The sequence below is a fragment of the Novosphingobium sp. SG707 genome (genome assembly GCF_012275515.1).
Lineage (GTDB): Bacteria > Pseudomonadota > Alphaproteobacteria > Sphingomonadales > Sphingomonadaceae > Novosphingobium.
This window is the reverse complement of sequence record NZ_JAAZQL010000001.1, coordinates 574,639-593,086: the sequence shown is the minus strand read 5'-3', so window position 1 is coordinate 593,086 and position 18,448 is coordinate 574,639. Positions and strand designations below refer to the sequence as shown.

At 64.7% G+C, this 18,448-nt stretch carries 12 protein-coding genes; 3 read left to right on the top strand and 9 right to left on the bottom strand.

What is annotated here, in order from left to right:
* Positions 1 to 29: 29 nt before the first annotated feature.
* From FHW92_RS02330 to FHW92_RS02310, 5 genes are all read right to left on the bottom strand, one after another.
* Positions 30 to 2,582, bottom strand: a complete 2,553-nt coding sequence (locus FHW92_RS02330; protein ID WP_168601595.1) for a cation-translocating P-type ATPase — start codon at positions 2,580 to 2,582, stop codon at positions 30 to 32.
* A 93-nt stretch (positions 2,583 to 2,675) separates the two neighbouring features.
* Positions 2,676 to 4,553 carry an AsmA family protein gene (locus tag FHW92_RS02325; RefSeq protein ID WP_246869865.1) on the bottom strand — a complete coding sequence of 626 codons (1,878 nt, stop codon included), beginning with the start codon at positions 4,551 to 4,553 and terminating at the stop codon, positions 2,676 to 2,678.
* Positions 4,554 to 4,738: 185 nt separating this feature from the next.
* On the bottom strand, positions 4,739 to 5,611 hold the full coding sequence (locus FHW92_RS02320; protein ID WP_168601594.1) for a LysR family transcriptional regulator: 873 nt from the start codon (positions 5,609 to 5,611) through the stop codon (positions 4,739 to 4,741).
* 23 nt (positions 5,612 to 5,634) lie between these two features.
* Positions 5,635 to 6,252 (bottom strand): nuclear transport factor 2 family protein, encoded by a 618-nt coding sequence (locus FHW92_RS02315; RefSeq protein WP_168601593.1) that lies wholly within the window; start codon positions 6,250 to 6,252, stop codon positions 5,635 to 5,637.
* A gap of 28 nt (positions 6,253 to 6,280) precedes the next feature.
* On the bottom strand, positions 6,281 to 8,380 hold the full coding sequence (locus tag FHW92_RS02310) for a PQQ-dependent dehydrogenase, methanol/ethanol family (RefSeq protein ID WP_349237631.1): 2,100 nt from the start codon (positions 8,378 to 8,380) through the stop codon (positions 6,281 to 6,283).
* A 198-nt stretch (positions 8,381 to 8,578) separates the two neighbouring features.
* Between FHW92_RS02310 and FHW92_RS02305 the strand changes: the two genes are divergently transcribed.
* The gene (locus FHW92_RS02305; protein ID WP_168601592.1) at positions 8,579 to 9,826 is read left to right on the top strand and encodes an MFS transporter; all 1,248 of its coding nucleotides are present in this window, start codon (positions 8,579 to 8,581) and stop codon (positions 9,824 to 9,826) included.
* Here FHW92_RS02305 and FHW92_RS02300 read toward each other — a convergent pair.
* A complete protein-coding gene (locus FHW92_RS02300; protein ID WP_168601591.1) occupies positions 9,802 to 10,233 on the bottom strand; it encodes a MarR family winged helix-turn-helix transcriptional regulator in 432 nt (143 codons plus the stop codon). The two genes, FHW92_RS02305 and FHW92_RS02300, sit on opposite strands and share 25 nt — an antisense overlap.
* Before the next feature lie 149 nt (positions 10,234 to 10,382).
* On the opposite strand from FHW92_RS02300, the gene FHW92_RS02295 reads away from it, so the two are divergent.
* On the top strand, positions 10,383 to 11,801 hold the full coding sequence (locus FHW92_RS02295) for an aldehyde dehydrogenase family protein (protein ID WP_168601590.1): 1,419 nt from the start codon (positions 10,383 to 10,385) through the stop codon (positions 11,799 to 11,801).
* Positions 11,802 to 11,811: 10 nt separating this feature from the next.
* Here FHW92_RS02295 and FHW92_RS02290 read toward each other — a convergent pair whose 3' ends face one another.
* Positions 11,812 to 12,705, bottom strand: coding sequence for a LysR family transcriptional regulator (locus tag FHW92_RS02290; protein WP_168601589.1), 894 nt, complete (start codon positions 12,703 to 12,705; stop codon positions 11,812 to 11,814).
* 130 nt (positions 12,706 to 12,835) lie between these two features.
* On the opposite strand from FHW92_RS02290, the gene FHW92_RS02285 reads away from it, so the two are divergent.
* Positions 12,836 to 15,130, top strand: a complete 2,295-nt coding sequence (locus FHW92_RS02285; protein WP_246869864.1) for an arylsulfatase — start codon at positions 12,836 to 12,838, stop codon at positions 15,128 to 15,130.
* Between the two features lie 98 nt (positions 15,131 to 15,228).
* On the opposite strand, the gene FHW92_RS02280 is transcribed toward FHW92_RS02285, so the two are convergent.
* Both FHW92_RS02280 and FHW92_RS02275 read right to left on the bottom strand, forming a co-directional pair.
* A complete protein-coding gene (locus tag FHW92_RS02280) occupies positions 15,229 to 16,698 on the bottom strand; it encodes an aldehyde dehydrogenase (RefSeq protein ID WP_168601587.1) in 1,470 nt (489 codons plus the stop codon).
* 29 nt (positions 16,699 to 16,727) lie between these two features.
* Positions 16,728 to 18,326 (bottom strand): GMC family oxidoreductase N-terminal domain-containing protein, encoded by a 1,599-nt coding sequence (locus FHW92_RS02275; RefSeq protein ID WP_246869863.1) that lies wholly within the window; start codon positions 18,324 to 18,326, stop codon positions 16,728 to 16,730.
* Between the last annotated feature and the right edge of the window lie 122 nt (positions 18,327 to 18,448).

The window sequence follows — 18,448 nt, the reverse complement described above, 5'->3', positions numbered from 1 at the left end:
GCAGGCATTCGCCCTGCCCGGATAATGCATCATGATCGCCCCAACCGCTTCTCAAACTCATAGGCAATCAGCAGGCCGAAACCACAAAGGGCAACAGCCGCGAAATCGGGCGCGTGCAAAGGGGCAAAGCGGAGAATATGCTGGATCGGCGCAAGTGTCAGGATCAGCGCCGCACCGATGGCGATAAAGGCCAGCACAAAGCGGAACGTGATATTGTGCCGCAAAAGGGCGTGGCTGAGCTGCGCGCTGAACGAGCGATTGGCAAAGATCAGCGCCAGAATCGCCGACAGCAGCGCGAAGAAGGACAAGGTCCGCGCCCGATCCGGCGCCAGTCCATAATGGTCCGCGCCCAGCGCAATGCCGCCCACAGCGCCAAGCGCCAGCAGGCCCTGCAAAACGGCCCTGCGCACCAGCGGCAGGGAGAACAGACGCTCATCGGTCGGGCGCGGCGGACGCTCCATGGTCCGGCTTTCCTCGCGCTCGGCCTCGAAAACCAGTGCGCAGACCGGATCGATCACCATTTCGAGAAGAGCGATCTGAAGCGGCGCCAGAATGATCGGCAAGCCGAACAGGAGCGGCAAAATGGCAAGACCCGCGATGGGCACATGGACACCAAAGATGAAGGCCAGCGCCTTGCGGATATTGTCATAGATGCGCCGCCCGACGCGGATCGCCTCGACAATCGCGCCGAAATCATCCTCCACCAGCACGATGGAGGCGGCCTCGCGGGCGACATCGGTTCCCCTCTTGCCCATGGCGATGCCGATATGGGCGGCCTTGAGGGCGGGGGCATCATTGACCCCGTCGCCGGTCATGGCCACCACTTCGCCTGCGGATTTGAGCGCATTGACGATGCGCAGCTTCTGATCCGGCATGGTGCGGGCAAACACCAGAACATCGGGCACGCACGCCATCAATGCCTCGTCGCTCAGCCTCGCAATCTCGGTGCCCAGCATGATCTTTCCATCGCCAATTCCCGCCTGCATGGCGATGGACCGGGCGGTTGCGGCATGGTCGCCGGTAATCATCACCACGCGGATCCCGGCCTTGCGGCACTGCGCCACCGCCGCCGGAACGCTCTCCCGCAGCGGATCGGCCAGCCCGGCCAGACCCAGCAGCGCAAAAGGATAATCGGCAATCGCCATAGCCGGATCGTTACCCCCGATCCTGGCCATGGCGACGGCCAGCACGCGCATCCCCCGTTCGGCCATGGCCTGCGCCGCGGCTTCCAACCCCGCCAGATCCTGCGCGCCAAGACCGCAAAGACGGCCGATGGCCTCCGGGGCGCCCTTTGCCGCAACGACGAGCGACGGATCATCGCCATCGCGCCAGACATTCGCCATGGCCAGCAGTTCCGGCGTCAGCCCATGGGCGCGAACCAGCGCCATGCCGTTGCCTATGCCGCCCCCCGCCTCGTCCGCAGCCGCGTGAAAGGCCACCTCCATCGGATCCACCGGCACCGGCGCGCTGGCCAGAGCAGCGATATTCAAAAGGGCCGACGTGCGGGGATCCTCGCTTTGCTCCGCAAGGGGCCATGGCGCGCCGCCCGGAAACCACAGTTCGGCCACGCTCATCCGGTTCTGCGTCAAAGTGCCGGTCTTGTCCGTGCACAGGACCGTGGCCGCGCCCATCGTTTCAATGGCCGAGGTGCGCCGGGTCAGCACGCCCACCTGCGCGATGCGCCAGGCGCCCATGGCCAGAAAGATCGTCAGCACCACCGGAAATTCCTCCGGCAAGAGCGACATGGCCGTGGCGATCCCGGCCAGCAGCGCATCAAGCCATGACCCGCGCAACAGGCCATAGAGCAGCACGACCAGCGCCGCGATGGCCAGCCCGCCGATGGCGCACAGCGTGACGACCCGCGAGGTTTCCTGCTGCAGGCGCGGCGCTTCGGTTTCCAGCGTGGCCAGCGATTGACCGATCTGGCCGATCCGGCTGCGCGGCCCGGTTGCCGTCGCCCGCGCCACCCCCCGGCCCCGCGTGATGATCGAGCCGGAAAAGACCAGCGGCAGATCATCACCGCCAGGTTCGGCATCATAGCGGTCATCGGGCCGGATCGCCCGCTTGCGCACAGCCACGGATTCGCCGGTAAGCAGGGCTTCGTCGGCCTCCAACTCGCGCGCTTCCAGCAGACCGGCGTCTGCCGCCATCCTGTCCCCCTGTTCGAGGACAAGTATGTCGCCTGCGACAACGTCGCGCCCGGCGATCCGGGTTGTCCGCCCGTCGCGGATCACCAGCGCGCGCGGCGCGGAAAGGTCGCGCAGAGCCTCAAGCACATTTTCCGTGCGGGATTCCTGAATGATGGTGATGGCAATGGAAAGCAGCGCGAATAACAGCAGGATAATTGCCTCTGTCCTGTCGCCCAGAGCAAGATAGATGAGGCCCGCCGCCAGCAGCATCGCCAGCATGGGCTCGCGCAGCACTTCCCATGCAATCCGCCACGGCGTCCGACGCCCTGCGCGCGGCAATTCATTGGGCCCGTCGCGTTCGAGCAAGGCGTCCGCCTGCGCCTGCGTCAGGCCGCTGACGGAGGAAGTCGCCGCCTTGGCGGGCGGCGGGGAGGCAATGGCGCTTTGAGGCATTGACCGGGCCCTTCAAACAATCCCACAGACCGCGAGTGTGCGCCAATATGCTGTAATTACGCAAGCCGCGCGTCAGTCATTGGCCCGATACGCCTAACGCATGACCTGACGTTCCAGCGCGTTGCAATCGGCATCCCGGGCCAACGGCTCCTGACGACCGGCAATGGCCGAGGCCAGCATGTTGATCACCCCGCCCACCGTTTTGGTCCTTGGCGGCACATCAATATCGGGCGCCTTGACCGTGCCGCCAAGGATCACCTGACCCGGCAGACGCAGCAGCGAGGGCTTTTTCGGCGCGCCTTTGAGCGTCAGCATCAGCCTTTCATTGCGCAGATCGATGGTGCCCCGGACCTGTGTCTGCGCGCGCGAGGAATCGATGAGGACCGGCGCGGGCCGGGCCATGCCGCCTTTGATCTCGAGCCGCGCCACCACACAGCGCAGATTGTCCGTCTCATCCTTGCCCATGGTCAGGCCGCGCCCGACATCCTGCCCCAGCAAGGCGGCGGTGCGCGCGGGAATCTGCCCGTCGCGCCCGACAAGCGCGAGCACGCCACCGCCCGCGCCAAAGGCATCGGCCAGCGTATGGCCATAACCGGTGACCGCCAGACGCCCGATCAGGCTGCCGTCGATCTGTGCGCGGGGGAAAAAGTCCAGCAGCCGCGCGCCGCGCAAGGTCAGGCGCAGGTCGAGCCTGGGGTCGGGCCTGCCTGTGTCGGTCTGGTCGATCCGCATGGTGCCCTCCATGCTGCCATGCGTCATGCCCACGCGCAGCGCGCTGATCTCCAGTCGGCTGCGCTCCAGCGACAGATGGGCGGTCATGCTGCGAAACGGGCTCTGGCCGGACCAGAGGAGGTGATCCACCCGCAGATCGAGCGCCCCATCGGTGCGGCGCACATGGGTGAGATCTATGGCCGATCCGGGCAGGATGCGGGGGCCCAAACGCGCCTTGATCGCCGCCGCGCGCCTTTTTCCTTCGTTCGAGGAGAGATCGTCAAAGTCGAAATGATCGGACCGCAGCGCGCCCGTGATCCGGCTGCGGCCATCGCGTTTGACGATGGTGGCGTGGCCCGCAATGTCTGATCGGCCGATCGTGCCGCGCAGGTCATCGATCGTCCAGTCGGGAATGCTGCGCCGGATGCCGGCGGCCAGTCTGACGGGTTGTGTGCCGGGCAAACCGGCCTCGATGATCGCGTCCAGCAGCCTCAGATCCTCGGCATGGGCGCGCGCGCGGCCCTGAAGATGGCCCAGATCCAGCGGCGAGGGCATGGTGCCCTCCAGCGCGAAACCCACCGCAGGGCCCTCGATGGCAACGCTGAAAGGCCATGGAGCCGCGGCCCGCCACTCGGCAATGGCGGCTCCCCGCCCGGTGATGCGCACGCGATGGCCAAGGATCAGCCCGCCGCCATCGATCCTGAGCCCCGTGCTATCGGAGACCACCGCCACATCCAGCGAGCGATCCCGCTTTCTGTCAAGATAGCGCAGGCGGCTGTCGGCCACGCGCAGCATCAGCAAATGCCCGCCCGAACCGCTCCGCTCCCCGCTCTCGTCCTGACTCCAGTTCTTGCGGCCCTGCGCCGTGCGATAGAATTGCAGATTGGCGCCCCGCATTTCGACCCGCTCAACCGTTGCGCGCCCGGCCAGCAGCGCCCAAACCGAAAAGGACAGATCCACTTGGGCAATTTGCGCCAGATCGGCCAAATGGGGCTCCACCCATGCCGGTTGGGGAATCCGCACCGCGCGCAGGCGGATGCGCGGATGAAACGACATAGTGTCGAGCCGCTCCATCGCACCGATGCTGACCGTGCGGCCGATGCTTTGGCTCAGGCGGCGTTCGACCGTGCCTTTCAGCACTCCCCAAGGGAAAGCCGCCAGTCCGACAAGACCGGCCAAAACCAGCAGGCCCAGCACGACGGCCAGATAACGCAGACGGAAAAGGCCGGATCCGGCCGTCATGCCCATGGGCGCTGTCATGGTGTTTTGTCATTCCTCGCGATGCGGCAGAATTCAGGGTGCATCGGTGTAATGCATGGCAAGCCAAATGGAGCCGCGAGCGATTTTTCGGAACGTCGATGGCCTGTCGCAGGATCGAAGGGCTGATCGGGACATGCCTCAACCGGGTGGCGCAGAACGACTTTGGCCGCCAGACCCGCTCCGGATCAGAGGATGCTTTCGCACAAGGCCAGGATATTGCGATCATGGCGCGCCGATGGCCGGGTCAGCACGCGGATGCCGATAGGTGGAATGGGACAAAGCAGGTCCAGCTTGACCAGGCCCTGCGCCGCCTCATCCACCGTGTCTTCAAACAGGCATACCCACGCCAGCCCGCGCCGCACATTGTTGAACAGCAACGGCAGGGCATCGGTCTCCATCAATATCTTTTCCGCCCGCGCGCCGATCACCTCCAGCGCCTGATCGCAAAGCCCGCGCTGGGCATTGGCGCGCGCCAGCACGATGGCGGGATGCTCGGACAATTCGGCTCCCGACACCTGTCTGCGCGCCGCCAGCGGATGATCGCGGCCGATATAGACCGCCAGACGCGCCTCGCCCGCAGGCTTGCTGTCGGGCACTTCCTGAGGGTCCAGCGTGAAGAAGGCGGCCATGTCGATATCCCCCCGCCGCACCTGCATCGCCAAGGTCTGATTATCGAGCGGATCCAGCAGAAAGCGCAGATCGACATGCGCATGGTCTTGCTGGAAACGTTCGATCGCGTCCTGAAACCGCAGCACGATATAGCTGAAGGTGGAAAAGCGGATGGTGCGCCGCGCCGTCTCTCCGGCCAGTTCCTGTCGCAGATCGGCCAGATCCGAGAGGATCGCGGAAAGCCGGTCGAAGGCATGGCGGCCCTGCGTGGTCAACACGGTGGCCTGCCCGGCGCGGCGCTCGAACAGGGTGACCCCCAGCCCGGCTTCCAGTTCGCGGATATGATTGCTCACCACCGCCTGGGAAAGGCCGGTCTGGCCGGCGCAGGCGCGAAAGCTGCCATGGCGGACAACTTCGGTGAAGATGTGAATCTGCCGCAAGGTCACCATGGCCGACTTTTCTCTCTATATTTTCATTTCCGGCCGCTGACCGGATTGGCGTAATGATAGGGCGGAACAAAGATTTCGGGAAAGATCGGATAGGCCTGGGTGAATTCATCGGGCGGGAAATCGGCGAAATCGGTGGCCAGGGGCATCACCTCCTTGCCCCAGCCCTTGTCGAAGGGCGTGTAGAACACCTGATAGGCGCGCAGGGAAGCAATCTTCCACACGCCGTCCTCCTTGATATAGGTGTTTTCATAAATGGCATCGCCCCACAGCGCCTCGCGGCCCAACTGGCCCACCTGCATCAGCGCGCGGAACCGGCCCTGTGCGCTCATGCCGTCGGGCGCCACATGGATCACCGGCTGAAGCTGGATATGGTTCATCAACATGCCTTCCTGCGGCGGACCAAAGTGAAGCATATACTCCCGGATGCGATCCTGCCCGAAGAACTTGCCGCGTGCGTTGATTTCCAGCGTGGCGTCGCGGGCAAACAGGTCGGCCACCTGATCCCACTGAAACTTGTCAACATAATAGCCATAGGTGCGCTGAAGATTCTGGACATCGATCCAGTCCTGCGCGCGGTCGGCGCGGGCTTCGGCGCGCGCAAGGCGCTGGCGCAGGTCGTCGAGTTGCTCTTCGATGGTCACGGTCGGAATTCCTTGCTGATGAAAAGGGTTATTTCTGCGCCTGCCGCTCGGCATTCCTGTCGGCATTGGCGCGGTGGATCAGATAGGCGCGGATGGCCTCGGCATCGGCGGCGGACAGAACGCCTGCGAAGGAGGGCATCCCGCGCGAACGCAGCGCTCCTTCCAGCACCACCTGCTTCAGCACATCGGCATCGCCGATCGCCCCGGAATGGCGCAGATCGGGCACCATGCTGGCGCTGACCGCCGCAATCCCGTGGCAACGCAGGCAGTTTTCGCCATAGAGCCGGTCGCCCAGCGTGATTTGTGCAAGGCTGAACGTCGCGGGCGGGGGCGAGAGCGGCGAACGCGACGCCTTTTCCGGGGCGGGCAGGCGGCTCTTGCCGCCTAGGCGGAACACCAGCAGGCGGTTTGGCCCCACGCCATTGACCGGCTGCTCGGCCAATTGCCCGCCCAGCATGGGCCATGCCCCGCCCCAACCCGCCATGACCGCGACATATTGCACCCCGCCCACCGCATAGGTCATCGGCGCGGCGACAATGCCGGTCTGGGCGGCATAGGACCACAGGCGGCGGCCGCTTCGCGCGTCATAGGCGGCAAACTGGCGGCTGCCGTTGCCCTGAAACACCAGGCCGCCCGCCGTGGCCAGCACGCCGCCGTTGAAAGGCGCGGCCAAGGGCACTTTCCACGAGGCCTTGCCCGCCACCGGATCCCACGCCACCAGATAGCCGCGATTGTCCCTGGCCATGGCGGCCAATTGCCCGCGTGAGAAACTGGCGCCGCCCTGCATCGCGGTGCCGGTGTTATAAACGCCCGGCACCATATGGTCCGCCCCGCCAGGGGCAAAGGGGATCGCCATTTCCATCACCGGCAGATAGACCAGCCCCGTCTGCGGGCTGAAGGCCATCGGCTGCCAATTATGCGCCCCGCCCGAACTGGGCCATTGCAGAAAGCTCTTGCCCGTTTTGTAATAGCGCGCATCGGGATTTTCGACCGGCCGTCCGGTGTCCATGTCGACATGGCTGGCCCAATTGGTTTTCGCAAAGGGATGGGCCGAGAGCAGTTCGCCCGTCGCCCGGTCCAGCATGTAGAAAAAGCCGTTCTTGGGCGCCTGCATCAACACTTTGCGCAGGCGCCCGTCCAGCTTCAGGTCTGCCATGATGATCGGCTGGGTCGCGGTGTAGTCCCATGCCTCCCCCGGTGTTTCCTGATAATGCCAGACATAGGCGCCATTGTCGGGCCGCAGCGCGACAATCGAGGACAGGAACAGATTGTCGCCCTGTCCGTCGCTGCGCAATCCGTGGTTGGTCGGGCTGCCATTGCCGGTCCCGATGTAGAGCAGGTCGAGTTCGGGATCATATTCGATGGCGTCCCACACCGTGCCGCCGCCGCCCCATTGCCACCATCGCCCATGCCATGTGTCGGCCACGCGGGCCAGCGGAGCATCGGAGATCTCGCCGTCGCTCTGGCCCGGCCGCCCCGGAACAGTGTAGAAACGCCATTTCTTGCGGCCTGTCGCAGCGTCATAGGCCGTGATGAAGCCGCGCGCGCCAAATTCCGCACCGCCATTGCCGATGATCACCATGCCCTTGACCACGCGCGGCGTGCCGGTGATGGTGTAATTGACCGCCGGAGGGCCGTTGTGGTCCAGTGTGTCCACCTGCCACAGGCGTTTGCCGCTTTTGGCGTCCAGCGCGATCAACCGGCCGTCCAGCACCCCCAGATAGACCCGTCCATCCTGAACCGCCACCCCGCGCGAGACCGGGCCGCAGCAGGATCGCGCCGCCGCCTCCATTACCCCGGGGTCGAAAGTCCACAGGACCTTGCCATTGCGGGCATCGATGGCGCGCACAATGTCATAGGCACTGACCGTATAGAGGATGCCGCCGACGAAAACCGGGGTTGCCTCCTGCCCGGCCCTTGTTTCCAGATCGAGCGACCAGGCCAGGCCAAGCTGCGCGGCATTGGCCGGGGTGATGGCGGAGAGCGGGCTGAAACGCTGGGCCATGGGGCCGCCGCCCGCCAGCGGCCATTCCGCCTGCGCGCCCGACATCTTGTTGCCCCCTTGCGCGGGCGCATAGGCCGCCAGCAAGCCCAGCAGGGGCAATGCAAGCGCAGCTTTCAGGGACACAGCCAGTCTCTCCATCATTTGGCCCCGCCGGGGCTTATTCTTTCATGCCAGTCTGTGCGCAATTGAACGGGGTGGATAGGGAAAAAATCAGCACTATGTGATAGTGAAAACACGATCACATAGTGCCTCGATCTCTCGTGGGGGCGCCCCGTTGTCTCCTTGCCGTCCAGGCCCTAGTCTGCGGGCGGGAGAGACAATATGACCGCCGCACAAAGCCAAACGCCGCCCTTAACCGGGCGCATCCTCGTCACGCTGATATTCTGCGCCCTTTTCATGCTGATCGAAGGGCTTGATCTGGCCTCCATGCCACTGGCCGTGCCGCGTATCAGCGCGGCCTGGGGGATGCCTGCGTCCGCCTTCGCGCTCAGCCTGTCGGCCATCGTGATCGGCGTGGGGCTGGCGGCGGTGGCGCTGGCGCCGCTGGGCGAAAAGGTCGGGCGGCGGCGGATGATATGGATCGCAGGTCTGGTGGCGGCGCTGGCAAGCGGGGCCACGGCCTTTTCGGGCTCAATGGGGGTTCTGATTTTCTGGCGGTTCATGACCGGCCTCGGGCTGGGCGCCTGCCTGCCCAATGTCACGGCCTGCGTGGTGCAGATCGCGCCGGTGGCCGGGCGGTCGCGCATTCTGGCGGCGGTCAATACGGCCATTCCCGTGGGCGGGGTGCTCGCCGGTTTCCTGATGGCCCCGCTGGTGCGGATCGGCCATTGGCAGGCGCTGTTTCTGGCGGTGGCCGCGCTGACAGTGTTTTGCAGTCTGGCCTTGCGCCTGCTGCTGCCCGCCACCAATGGTCAGACGGCCGAACAGGCGCAGCAAGGCGGGGCGGGTCTGCCGCTGCGCGAATTGCTTTCGCGGGAACATCTGTTCAAAACCGTGCTGCTGATCGGACTGGGCACCGCCAACACTTTCCTGCTCTACCTGCTCATCAACTGGCTGCCCACGCTGCTGCCGCGTGCGGGGGTTTCGCTGGATGCGGCGGCGCGAATGAGCGGGCTGTTCCAGTTGGGCGGCATTTTTGGCGGGTTTGTCTTTGCCTATCTGATCGACAAGAACCGGCCGGTTCGCGCTTTTCTCTGCGGCTATGGGCTGGCGCTGATGACCTTGGGCATCATGTTTGTGCCGGGTCTTTCGGCGCCGGTATGGGCGGCCACGGTTCTGGCTCTGGGCATGGGCGTATCAGGCGCGCATGTGGCCATCACGCTTTTCGGGGTGATCTTCTATCCGCAGCGCCTGCTTTCCAGCTATATCGGAGTGTCGATCGCGGTGACCCGCATCGGGGCGATTGCCGGGCCTTTGGCCGGGGGATGGCTGCTCGCCGTGGACAGCGGCGTCGGCTCGTTTCTGACCGGCACAATGCTGGGGCTGGGCCTGTGCCTGCTGTGGGTTCTGGCCATTGCGCATTTCGGCCATCGGCGGGAGGAAAATCAGCCCGCCCCCCTGCCTGCCTGAACCGCCAGCAGGCGAATCGTCGCAAGCAGATCCTGCCGCGCCTCGGGGCTGAGCGGGGCCAGCATCTCCTCATCGGCCTTGCGCAACGCGTCAAGCATGGCATCCAGCGCTTTCCCCCCGGCCGCCGTCAAGGTCAGGGCATGGGCGCGCGGATCGGCGGCAGGCTCGCGCGAGACCAAGCCCAATGTTTCCAGCGCATTGACCATCTTCATGGCGCTGGCCCGGTTGATCGAGAGCGCTTCGCCCAGCGCCGTTTGCGTGCACCCCGTATGCGCGGCAATCACCAGCAGCGCCGTGACACGCGCGGGCGTCATGCCAAAGGCGTCCAGCGCCTGACGGGCGCGGCGATCGGCCTCCAGATGCAGCAGGCGGAGCTGATAGCCGAATGATTTCTCAAGATCCTGCATCCTGTCTCCCCTCTCCTCCCCCCTCGCATTATGATTTGGACCAGATCAACCATTGCAGAGATTGTATCCTTAGCATACATAAACCCCATCAACCGCACAATCGTCCCGCGCAAAAGGCGGAATCAAAAAGCGGGCAATGGAGAGACCTCATGGACAAAACCTTCAAGCTTCTGATCAACGGCCGACAGGTCGAGGGCGCCACCAGTTTCGATGTGCTCAACCCCGCCAGCGAGGAAGTGGTTGCCGCCTGCCCCAAGGCCGACCGCGCCCAGCTCGATCAGGCGATCGCCGCGGCCAAGGCGGCCTTTCCGGCGTGGTCGGCGCGCAGCTATGAGGATCGTGCGGCCTATGTCCTGCGGCTTGCCGATGCGCTGATGGAGCGCAAGGACGAATTCGCCCGCCTGTTGACCGCCGAACAGGGCAAGCCGCTGCATCAGGCCGAATATGAGATCATCGGCTCGACCTTTGTCCTGCGTGCCTTTGCCGAAATGCGCGCGCCCGAAAAGATCATGCGTCAGGATGGCGGCAACACCGTGATCGAGCATCGCACCCCGCTGGGCGTGGTGGCGGCGATCACGCCCTGGAATTTCCCGGTCATCCTGCTGATGAACAAGCTGGGCCCCTGTCTGGTCACAGGCAATTGCATGGTGGCCAAGCCCGCGCCCACCACGCCGCTGACCACGCTGCTCTTTGCCGAACTGGCCGCCGAAATCCTGCCCGCCGGTGTGTTCAACGTGATCTGCGACCAGAACGAGCTGGGCGGCGCGCTGACCTCGCATCCCGATATCGCCAAGATCGCCTTTACCGGATCGACTGGCACCGGCAGCAAGGTGATGGCTTCGGCCGCCGATGGCATCAAGCGCGTGACGCTCGAGCTGGGCGGCAATGACGCGGCCATCGTGATGGGCGATGTGCCGCCCGATGTGGCCGCCGCCAAGGTGTTTCAGGGCGCGATGATGAACGCGGGCCAGATCTGCGTGGCGATCAAGCGGGCCTATGTCCATGAATCGATCTATGAGGAATTCTGCGCCTCGATCGCCAAGCTGGCCGAAGCCGCCGTGGTGGATGACGGCAGCAAGCAGGGCGTGACCATCGGCCCGGTGCAGAACCGCATGCAGTATGAAAAGGTCAAGGGCCTGCTGGAGGATGCCGTGGCGCAGGGCCGGGTGCTGGCGGGCGGCCAGTTGCCCGACCGTCCGGGCTATTTCATTCCGCCCACGATCATTGCCGATCTGCCCGATGATGCGCCGCTGGTGCGCGAGGAACAGTTCGGGCCGGTGCTGCCCGTGCTCAAATTCTCCGAAGTGGACGATGTGGTCGCCCGCGCCAACGATTCCGAATATGGCCTTGCAGGCACGGTGTGGAGCCGCGACACGCAGGCCGCGATGGACATTGCCCGCCGCGTCGATGCGGGCACGGTCTGGGTGAACCAGCATCTGGCCATCGACGCCACGCTGCCCTTCCGCGGATCGAAGAAATCCGGCCTTGGCGCCGAACTGGGTCAGGCGGGGCTGCATGAATACACGCAGGCCCATATCATCAACGCGGTCGAACTGGCGCTCGACTGACGCGCAGGGATCAGCCGCCGAGCGTTCTGACGGTCTTGCGCAGAAAGGCAATGGACCGCAGAACGCCCGGATCGGTGAAGTTTCGGGCAAAGACCATATAGCGGTGGCTGGATGGCACACGCAGCGGCAGGCGCAGCAATTGCCCTGCCGCCGCGCGCGGCCTGGCCATGTCATCGAACAGCAGGCCGATGCCCTTGCCCGCGCAGACCAGTTCGAGGATGACATCGGGATATTGTGATCGCGCCGCAACATGGCGCGGGGCAATGCCCAGCCCGCCCAGAACCGTCATGAACCAGCGGTCCGTGGGCGAATTCTGCGCGGCCAGAATGAACGGCGCATCATCCAGCCGCTCGGCGGCGGCCACAGTCTGCGCCAGAGCGGGCGAGGCATAGAGTCCGACGGATACCGCACAGAGCCGTTCCGCCCGCATCCCCGGCTCATCGGGCGCCGCGCCGGTGAAAAAGCAGATATCGGCCATGCCTTCATCCAGCATGGCTGTCATGGTCCGCCCCGGCGTGGCCGCGATCAATTCAATGTCGGGCACGCCTTCCAGGCGGTGATAATCCTTGAGCGCGGGTCTCAGCACATAATCGAGGATGAAATCGCCCGCGGCGACCTTCAACGTCTGTATCGGCGGGCCGCTGTTCTGCCCTGCCCGCGCCACCTTGTCGGCGCTGTTCAGCAATTTGCGCGCCTCGACCAGCAATTCGCGGCCCAGCGGCAGCAGACGGGCGGCAGACCCGCGCCGCCGGTCAAACAGCTTGCCCCCGGCGCGTTCTTCCAAAGCCCGGATGTGGTTGCTGATCGTGGGCTGGCTGATGCCCAGCCGGTCGGCGGAAAGGCGGAAGTTCTCATCCTTGGCCACTTCGACAAAGATCTCAAGCTGGCGGAAGGTGAAGCGCATCAATTATAGCCTTTCTGCTATAACTTATAGCCTCATGATCCGTTGCTTTGCAACGCCCTTGCTGCGATCCGGGCAAGGCAAAGAACAAGGACAATGGGAGAATTGGATGTCAGGCGACAGGAATATTCGCATGCGGCAGCGTTTGCGCCGCATCATGGGCCATGCCTGCAAGGCGGGGGTGGCCCTCGCGCTGGCGGGCGGCCTGCCGCTCGCCGCGCCCCAGGCAATGGCACAGCAAGAGCAGATCCCCGTGGCCGATGCCCATGGCAATTGGCGCTATTATCCCAGCCCCAAGCGCGCGCCTGCCAATGCGCCCAATGTGCTTCTGGTGATGACCGATGATGTCGGCTTTGGCGCCTCAAGCACGTTCGGCGGGCTGATCCCCACGCCCAATCTGGATGCCGTTGCCGCCAATGGCCTGAAATACACGCAATTTCATACCACCGCCATGTGCTCCTCCACCCGCGCCTCGCTGCTGACGGGGCGCAACCACCATACGGTGGGCAATGGTTCGATCTCGAATGTTTCGGTAGACGCGCCCGGCTACACTTCGGTGATCCCGGCCACCGCCGCCACGATGGGGCGGATCCTGCAGGACAACGGCTATGTCACCTCGTGGTATGGCAAGAACCATAATACGCCCGACTGGGAAACCGGCCCCAATGGCCCCTATGCCCGGTGGCCCAACGGCATGGGTTTTGACTATTTCTACGGCTTCAACGGCGCAGGTGTGGATCAGGTCAATCCCACGCTGATCGAAAACCGCAATTCGATACGCCGCGATCCAAGGGACGAGAATTACTGGTTCGACAAGGATATGACCAACCATGCGCTGGAATGGCTCTCATCCACCCATGGTCAGCAAAGCGACAAGCCCTTTTTCATGTATCTGGCCACAGGTGCGATGCACGGCCCCCAACAGGCGCCCAAGGAATGGGTAGACAAGTTCAAGGGCCAGTTCGACATGGGCTGGGACGAGGCGCGCCGCCTGATCTTTGCCCGCCAGAAGGCGATGGGCGTGATCCCCGCCAATGCCAAACTGGCCCCGCCGCTGCGCGATGTGCCCGCATGGAGCACGCTCAGCGCCGATCAAAAGCGGCTCTATGCGCGGATGATGGAAATTGCCGCCGCGCAACTAGCCTATTTCGATTTCCAGTTTGGCCGCATCCTCGAGCGGCTGCGCGAAACGGGGCAATTGGACAATACGATGATCGTCTTCATCCAAGGCGACAATGGCGGCGCGCTGCACAACATGGATGGATCGATCAATGCCTATTCGGCTTTTGCCGGAATTCATGAAACGGCCGAAAATCTCGTCAAACAGATCGACAAGCTGGGCACCGAGGACAGTTTCGGCAATTATCCTGTCGGCTGGGCCTATGCCACCAACACCCCCTATCCATGGGGCAAGACGGTGGCCTCGCATCTGGGCGGCACACGCAACGGCATGGTCATTTCATGGCCCGCGCGGATCAAGGACAAGGGCGGGATGCGCACGCAGTTCGGCCATGTCATCGATATCGCCCCAACCATCTACGAGGCCATCGGCATTCAGCCCCCCGCCGAGGTGGACGGCGTGCCGCAATTGCCGCTGGACGGCAGTTCGATGGCCTATACGTTCGATCAGCCCAAGGCCCCCGGCCGGCACCGCGAGCAATATTTCGAGATGCTGGGCAGCCGCGCCTATTACAAGGACGGCTGGATGGCGAGCACCGATGTCCCGTGGGATCCGTGGGGGGCGAACAAGACCAACCCCAACACGTTGAACTGGGAACTCTATGACCTGAACAAGGATCCGTCGCAGACCGAGAATGTGGCCGCGAAATATCCGGCCAAGCTGGCCGAATTGAAGGCCGATTTCGACGGGGCGGCCAAAAGGTTCAACGTCTATCCGCTGTCCTCCGATTTCTTCACCAGGATCAGCCAGAAATACCGCCCGGCGGGCCTGACCGGGGGCACCTCGCATGTCTTCTATCCGGGCGACACGCGCTATCCGGCGGTGACCTTCCCCGAACTCAGCGCCAATTGGACCACCGTGGCCAGCATCGCGACCAGAGGCGGCAAGGACAGCGGGCCGATTCTGGTTCAGGGTTCGCGCTTTGCCGGTTATGGGCTGGCGCTGGATCAGGGCGTGCCGGTCTTCACCTATGATCCTTCGGGCCGTGAACGGGAACGCCGTGTGCTGCGCGCCGCCGAGGCTCTGGGTCCGGGCAATCATGAAATCACGGTGCGCATCTCGCCGCTGGACAAGGGGCAGCAGATTGCCCTGCTGGTGGACGGCCGACAGGCCGCCGCCGCGCCGATCCCGCGCGTCATCAAGATCGTGACCGGCGATGCCATCATCGGGCGCCCTGCCATCGATGACCGCAAGGGCCCGCGCCTGTGCGATTGCGAGGTGAAATCGGTCCGCATCGACAGCAAGTAAGGACAAGGCGGCCGGTAAGCCCCCGAGCCGCCAGTCCGATTGAAACCCCGCCGACCCTATGATCGGCGGGGTTCTTTTTGTCTTCCTTCAGCGCCTCATCACAAAACGGCCGGCGCCGCGTCCAGCAGGATCGTCTTGGTTTCCAGAAAAGCGCCCAGCGCCTCGGGGCCGCCCTCGCGGCCGATGCCCGATTGCTTGAAACCGCCAAAGGGCTGGCCAAACTCCATGCGCATTCCGTTCTGGCCCACCCCGCCGCTGCGGATCCGGCGGGCGATGCGATAGGCCGCCTCGGCATCCTGGGTCAGCACGGAGCCATTGAGGCCGTAATGGCTGTCATTGGCGATGGCGATGGCGTGTTCCTCGCTGTCGGCCGGGATCAGGCAGAGCACCGGGCCGAAGATCTCCTCCTGCGCGATGCGGCTGGCATTGTCGACATTGGCAAACAGCGTGGGCTCAAGGAAATAGCCCTTGTTGAGATGCGAGGGCCGCGATCCGCCCGTGACCAGATCGGCGCTTTGGCGGCCAAGGGCGATATATTCCTCCACCCGGTGCAACTGGCGCTGCATGGCCAGCGGCCCCATCTGGGTTTCCATATCATGGCTGTGGCCCACGCGGATGCCCTGCATCACCCTGGCAATGGCATCGGCCAGTTCGTCATGGCGATGGCGCGGGACAATCGCACGGCTCAGCATGGCGCAGACCTGTCCGCTCATGACGCTGATCGTATTGCCCAAAATGGCTGCGGCCGCCTCGATCGGGAAATCGTCGCGGACAATGGCCGCCGATTTCCCGCCCAGTTCCAGCGTGCAACGGGCAATGCGGCCGGCGCAAACCTCGCCGATGCGCTTGCCCGCGCCGGTCGATCCGGTGAAGGTCACCTTGTCGACGCCGGGATTGCAGACCAGATGGTCGGAGGCCTCTCGGCCCGCGGCCACCATGTTGACCACGCCCGCAGGCAGTCCGGCCGCCTCCGCCGCCTCGGCCATGATATAGGCTTCAAGCGGCGTTTCCGGCGCGGGTTTCATGATGACGGTGCAACCGGCCACCAGCGCATAGGCGGTTTTGGAGGCAAGGATGCCATAAGGCGCGTTCCACGGCGCAATGGCCGCGCAAACGCCCGCCGGTTCATGGGCGATGACCACCGTGTCCACCTGCGTTCCCTTGCGCTGTTCGACAAAGGGAAAGGTGTCGGCATAGCCCGCGATGGCCATCAATTGCGCAGTGGAACCGCCGGTCATGATCGGCGCAAAGCTGGCCAGTCCGCCCACCTGCCATGTCCATGCGGCGGCCAATTCGGGGTGGCGCTTTTCCAGTTCCTCGCCCATCCGGCGCAGCATCGCGCCGCGCTGTGCGGGCGGCATCGTCGGCCATGGCCCTTCATCGAATGCCTTGCGCGCGGCGGCCACGGCGCGGTCCATATCGGCCTTGGTGCCATCGACCACCTGCGCCACAATCTCCTCGCTGTCGGGCGAAACGATGTCGAGCATGAGGTCGCCGGTCGAGGCGACCCATGAGCCGCCAATGAAAATCCTGTCGGGATGGGCAATCCTGATATTATGGGGAAGCATGTTTTCCTCCTTCCGTAGGGGTATGGATGTCAGCCGGCGGCCATGGCGGCCAGCACATGGTCGGCGCCCTTGTCGCCGATCATGATGGCGGTGGCATTGGTGTTGCCCGCAGGCAGGGTCGGCATGACCGAGGCATCGGCCACCCACAGGCCGCCCAGGCCCCGGACGCGAAGATTTTCGTCCAGCACGGCGCGGCGGTCGGCGGCATGGCCCATACGGGCGGTGCCGCAGGGGTGATACATCGGGGTCGAGGCGGCGCGCACATAATCGCGCAAAGCTTCGCGTTCGACTGCGGCCGGGCCGGGGCGCAATTCTGCGGTGACCAGACCGGCCATAGGCGCGCTTGACAGGATGCGGCGACCCAGTTCGATGCCTTCGATCAATTGTTCGACATCATCGGCGCAGCCAAGCTGGTGATAGGTAATAATGGGCGGCGCCAGCGGATCGGGCGAGCGCAGCCTGACCGTTCCCCTTTGATCCGGGCGCATCAATCCCACCATGGTGGATACCGAATTGTTGCGACGCAGCGCCAACCTTCCCCGTCCGTCCAGATCGAAGGCGAAGGCGGAAAACGACAATTGCAGATTAGGCGCCGGGCCTGGGCGGCTGCTGACAAAGGCCTGGGCATGGCCGATGGCGGTGGTCAGCGCGCCCTTGCGCGCCAGCATCATCTGCAGCACCTGCCAGGCCCCGCGCCACCCGCGCGCATCGGCGTTGAGCGTGTGGGCGGCCACATCATTGACGATATGGACGCCGACATGGTCCTGAAGATTGGCCCCTACCCCCGGCAGATCGGCCACCACGGGCAGGCCCAGATCGGCAAGAGCCGCACCGTCGCCAATCCCGCTGAGCATAAGCAGCCTGGGCGTATTGAGCGCGCCTGCGCAGATCGCCACGCCGTGCCTGCTGCGCAATATCCGGCGGCGGCCCTCGCGCTGAAACTCGATCCCGACGGCGCGGCCGTTTTCCACCAGCACCCGCAGGACCTGTGCGTCCAGCAGCAATTGCGGCGCCTGATGGGCGGGCAGACCCTCCAGATAGGCCCTCGCGCTGGAACAGCGCAGCCCGTCGCGCTGCGAAACCTGCACATGATCGACGCCTTCGGCCAGAGCGCCGTTCAGATCCGCCGATCGGGGCACACCCGCATTTTGCGCAGCCTCGATCCAGCGTTCGACGACATCATAACGCGCGCGGCTTTCGGCCACCGATTGCGGGCCCTGCCCGCCGCGCCATGCATCGGCGCCGCGCTCATTGCGCTCCATCCGGCGAAAGTAGGGCAGCACCGATGCGTAATCCCAACCTGCGGCGCCCAACTCGGCCCATCGGTCATAATCCCAGCGGTGGCCCCGGATGAACATCATGCCGTTGATGGCGCTGCCGCCGCCCAGCATCTTTCCGGCGGGCCAGACATCGCGCCGCCCCCCGCGTGACGGGTCGGGCTCCACATCGAAGCACCAGTCGAAGCGGGGGTTCTGCACCAAGGCGCTGGTGAGCGCAGGCACGCGCGAGCGCAGCTTTCTGTCGCTGCCGCCCGCTTCCACCAGCACCACCTTGACCCCGGCCGCGCACAGGCGCCCGGTCAGCGCGGCGCCCGCCGAACCGCCACCGACCACGACAAGATCCGGCATGTCGCCCTGCATTGCAAAAACTCTCCCGCTTTATTTCTAACGATCGTTAGCATTTTGCGGGATAGTCTTGTCAAGCAGCCCGACCGGCAGACTCCTCCAGAACGCGCATGTCTTGTTTGCGG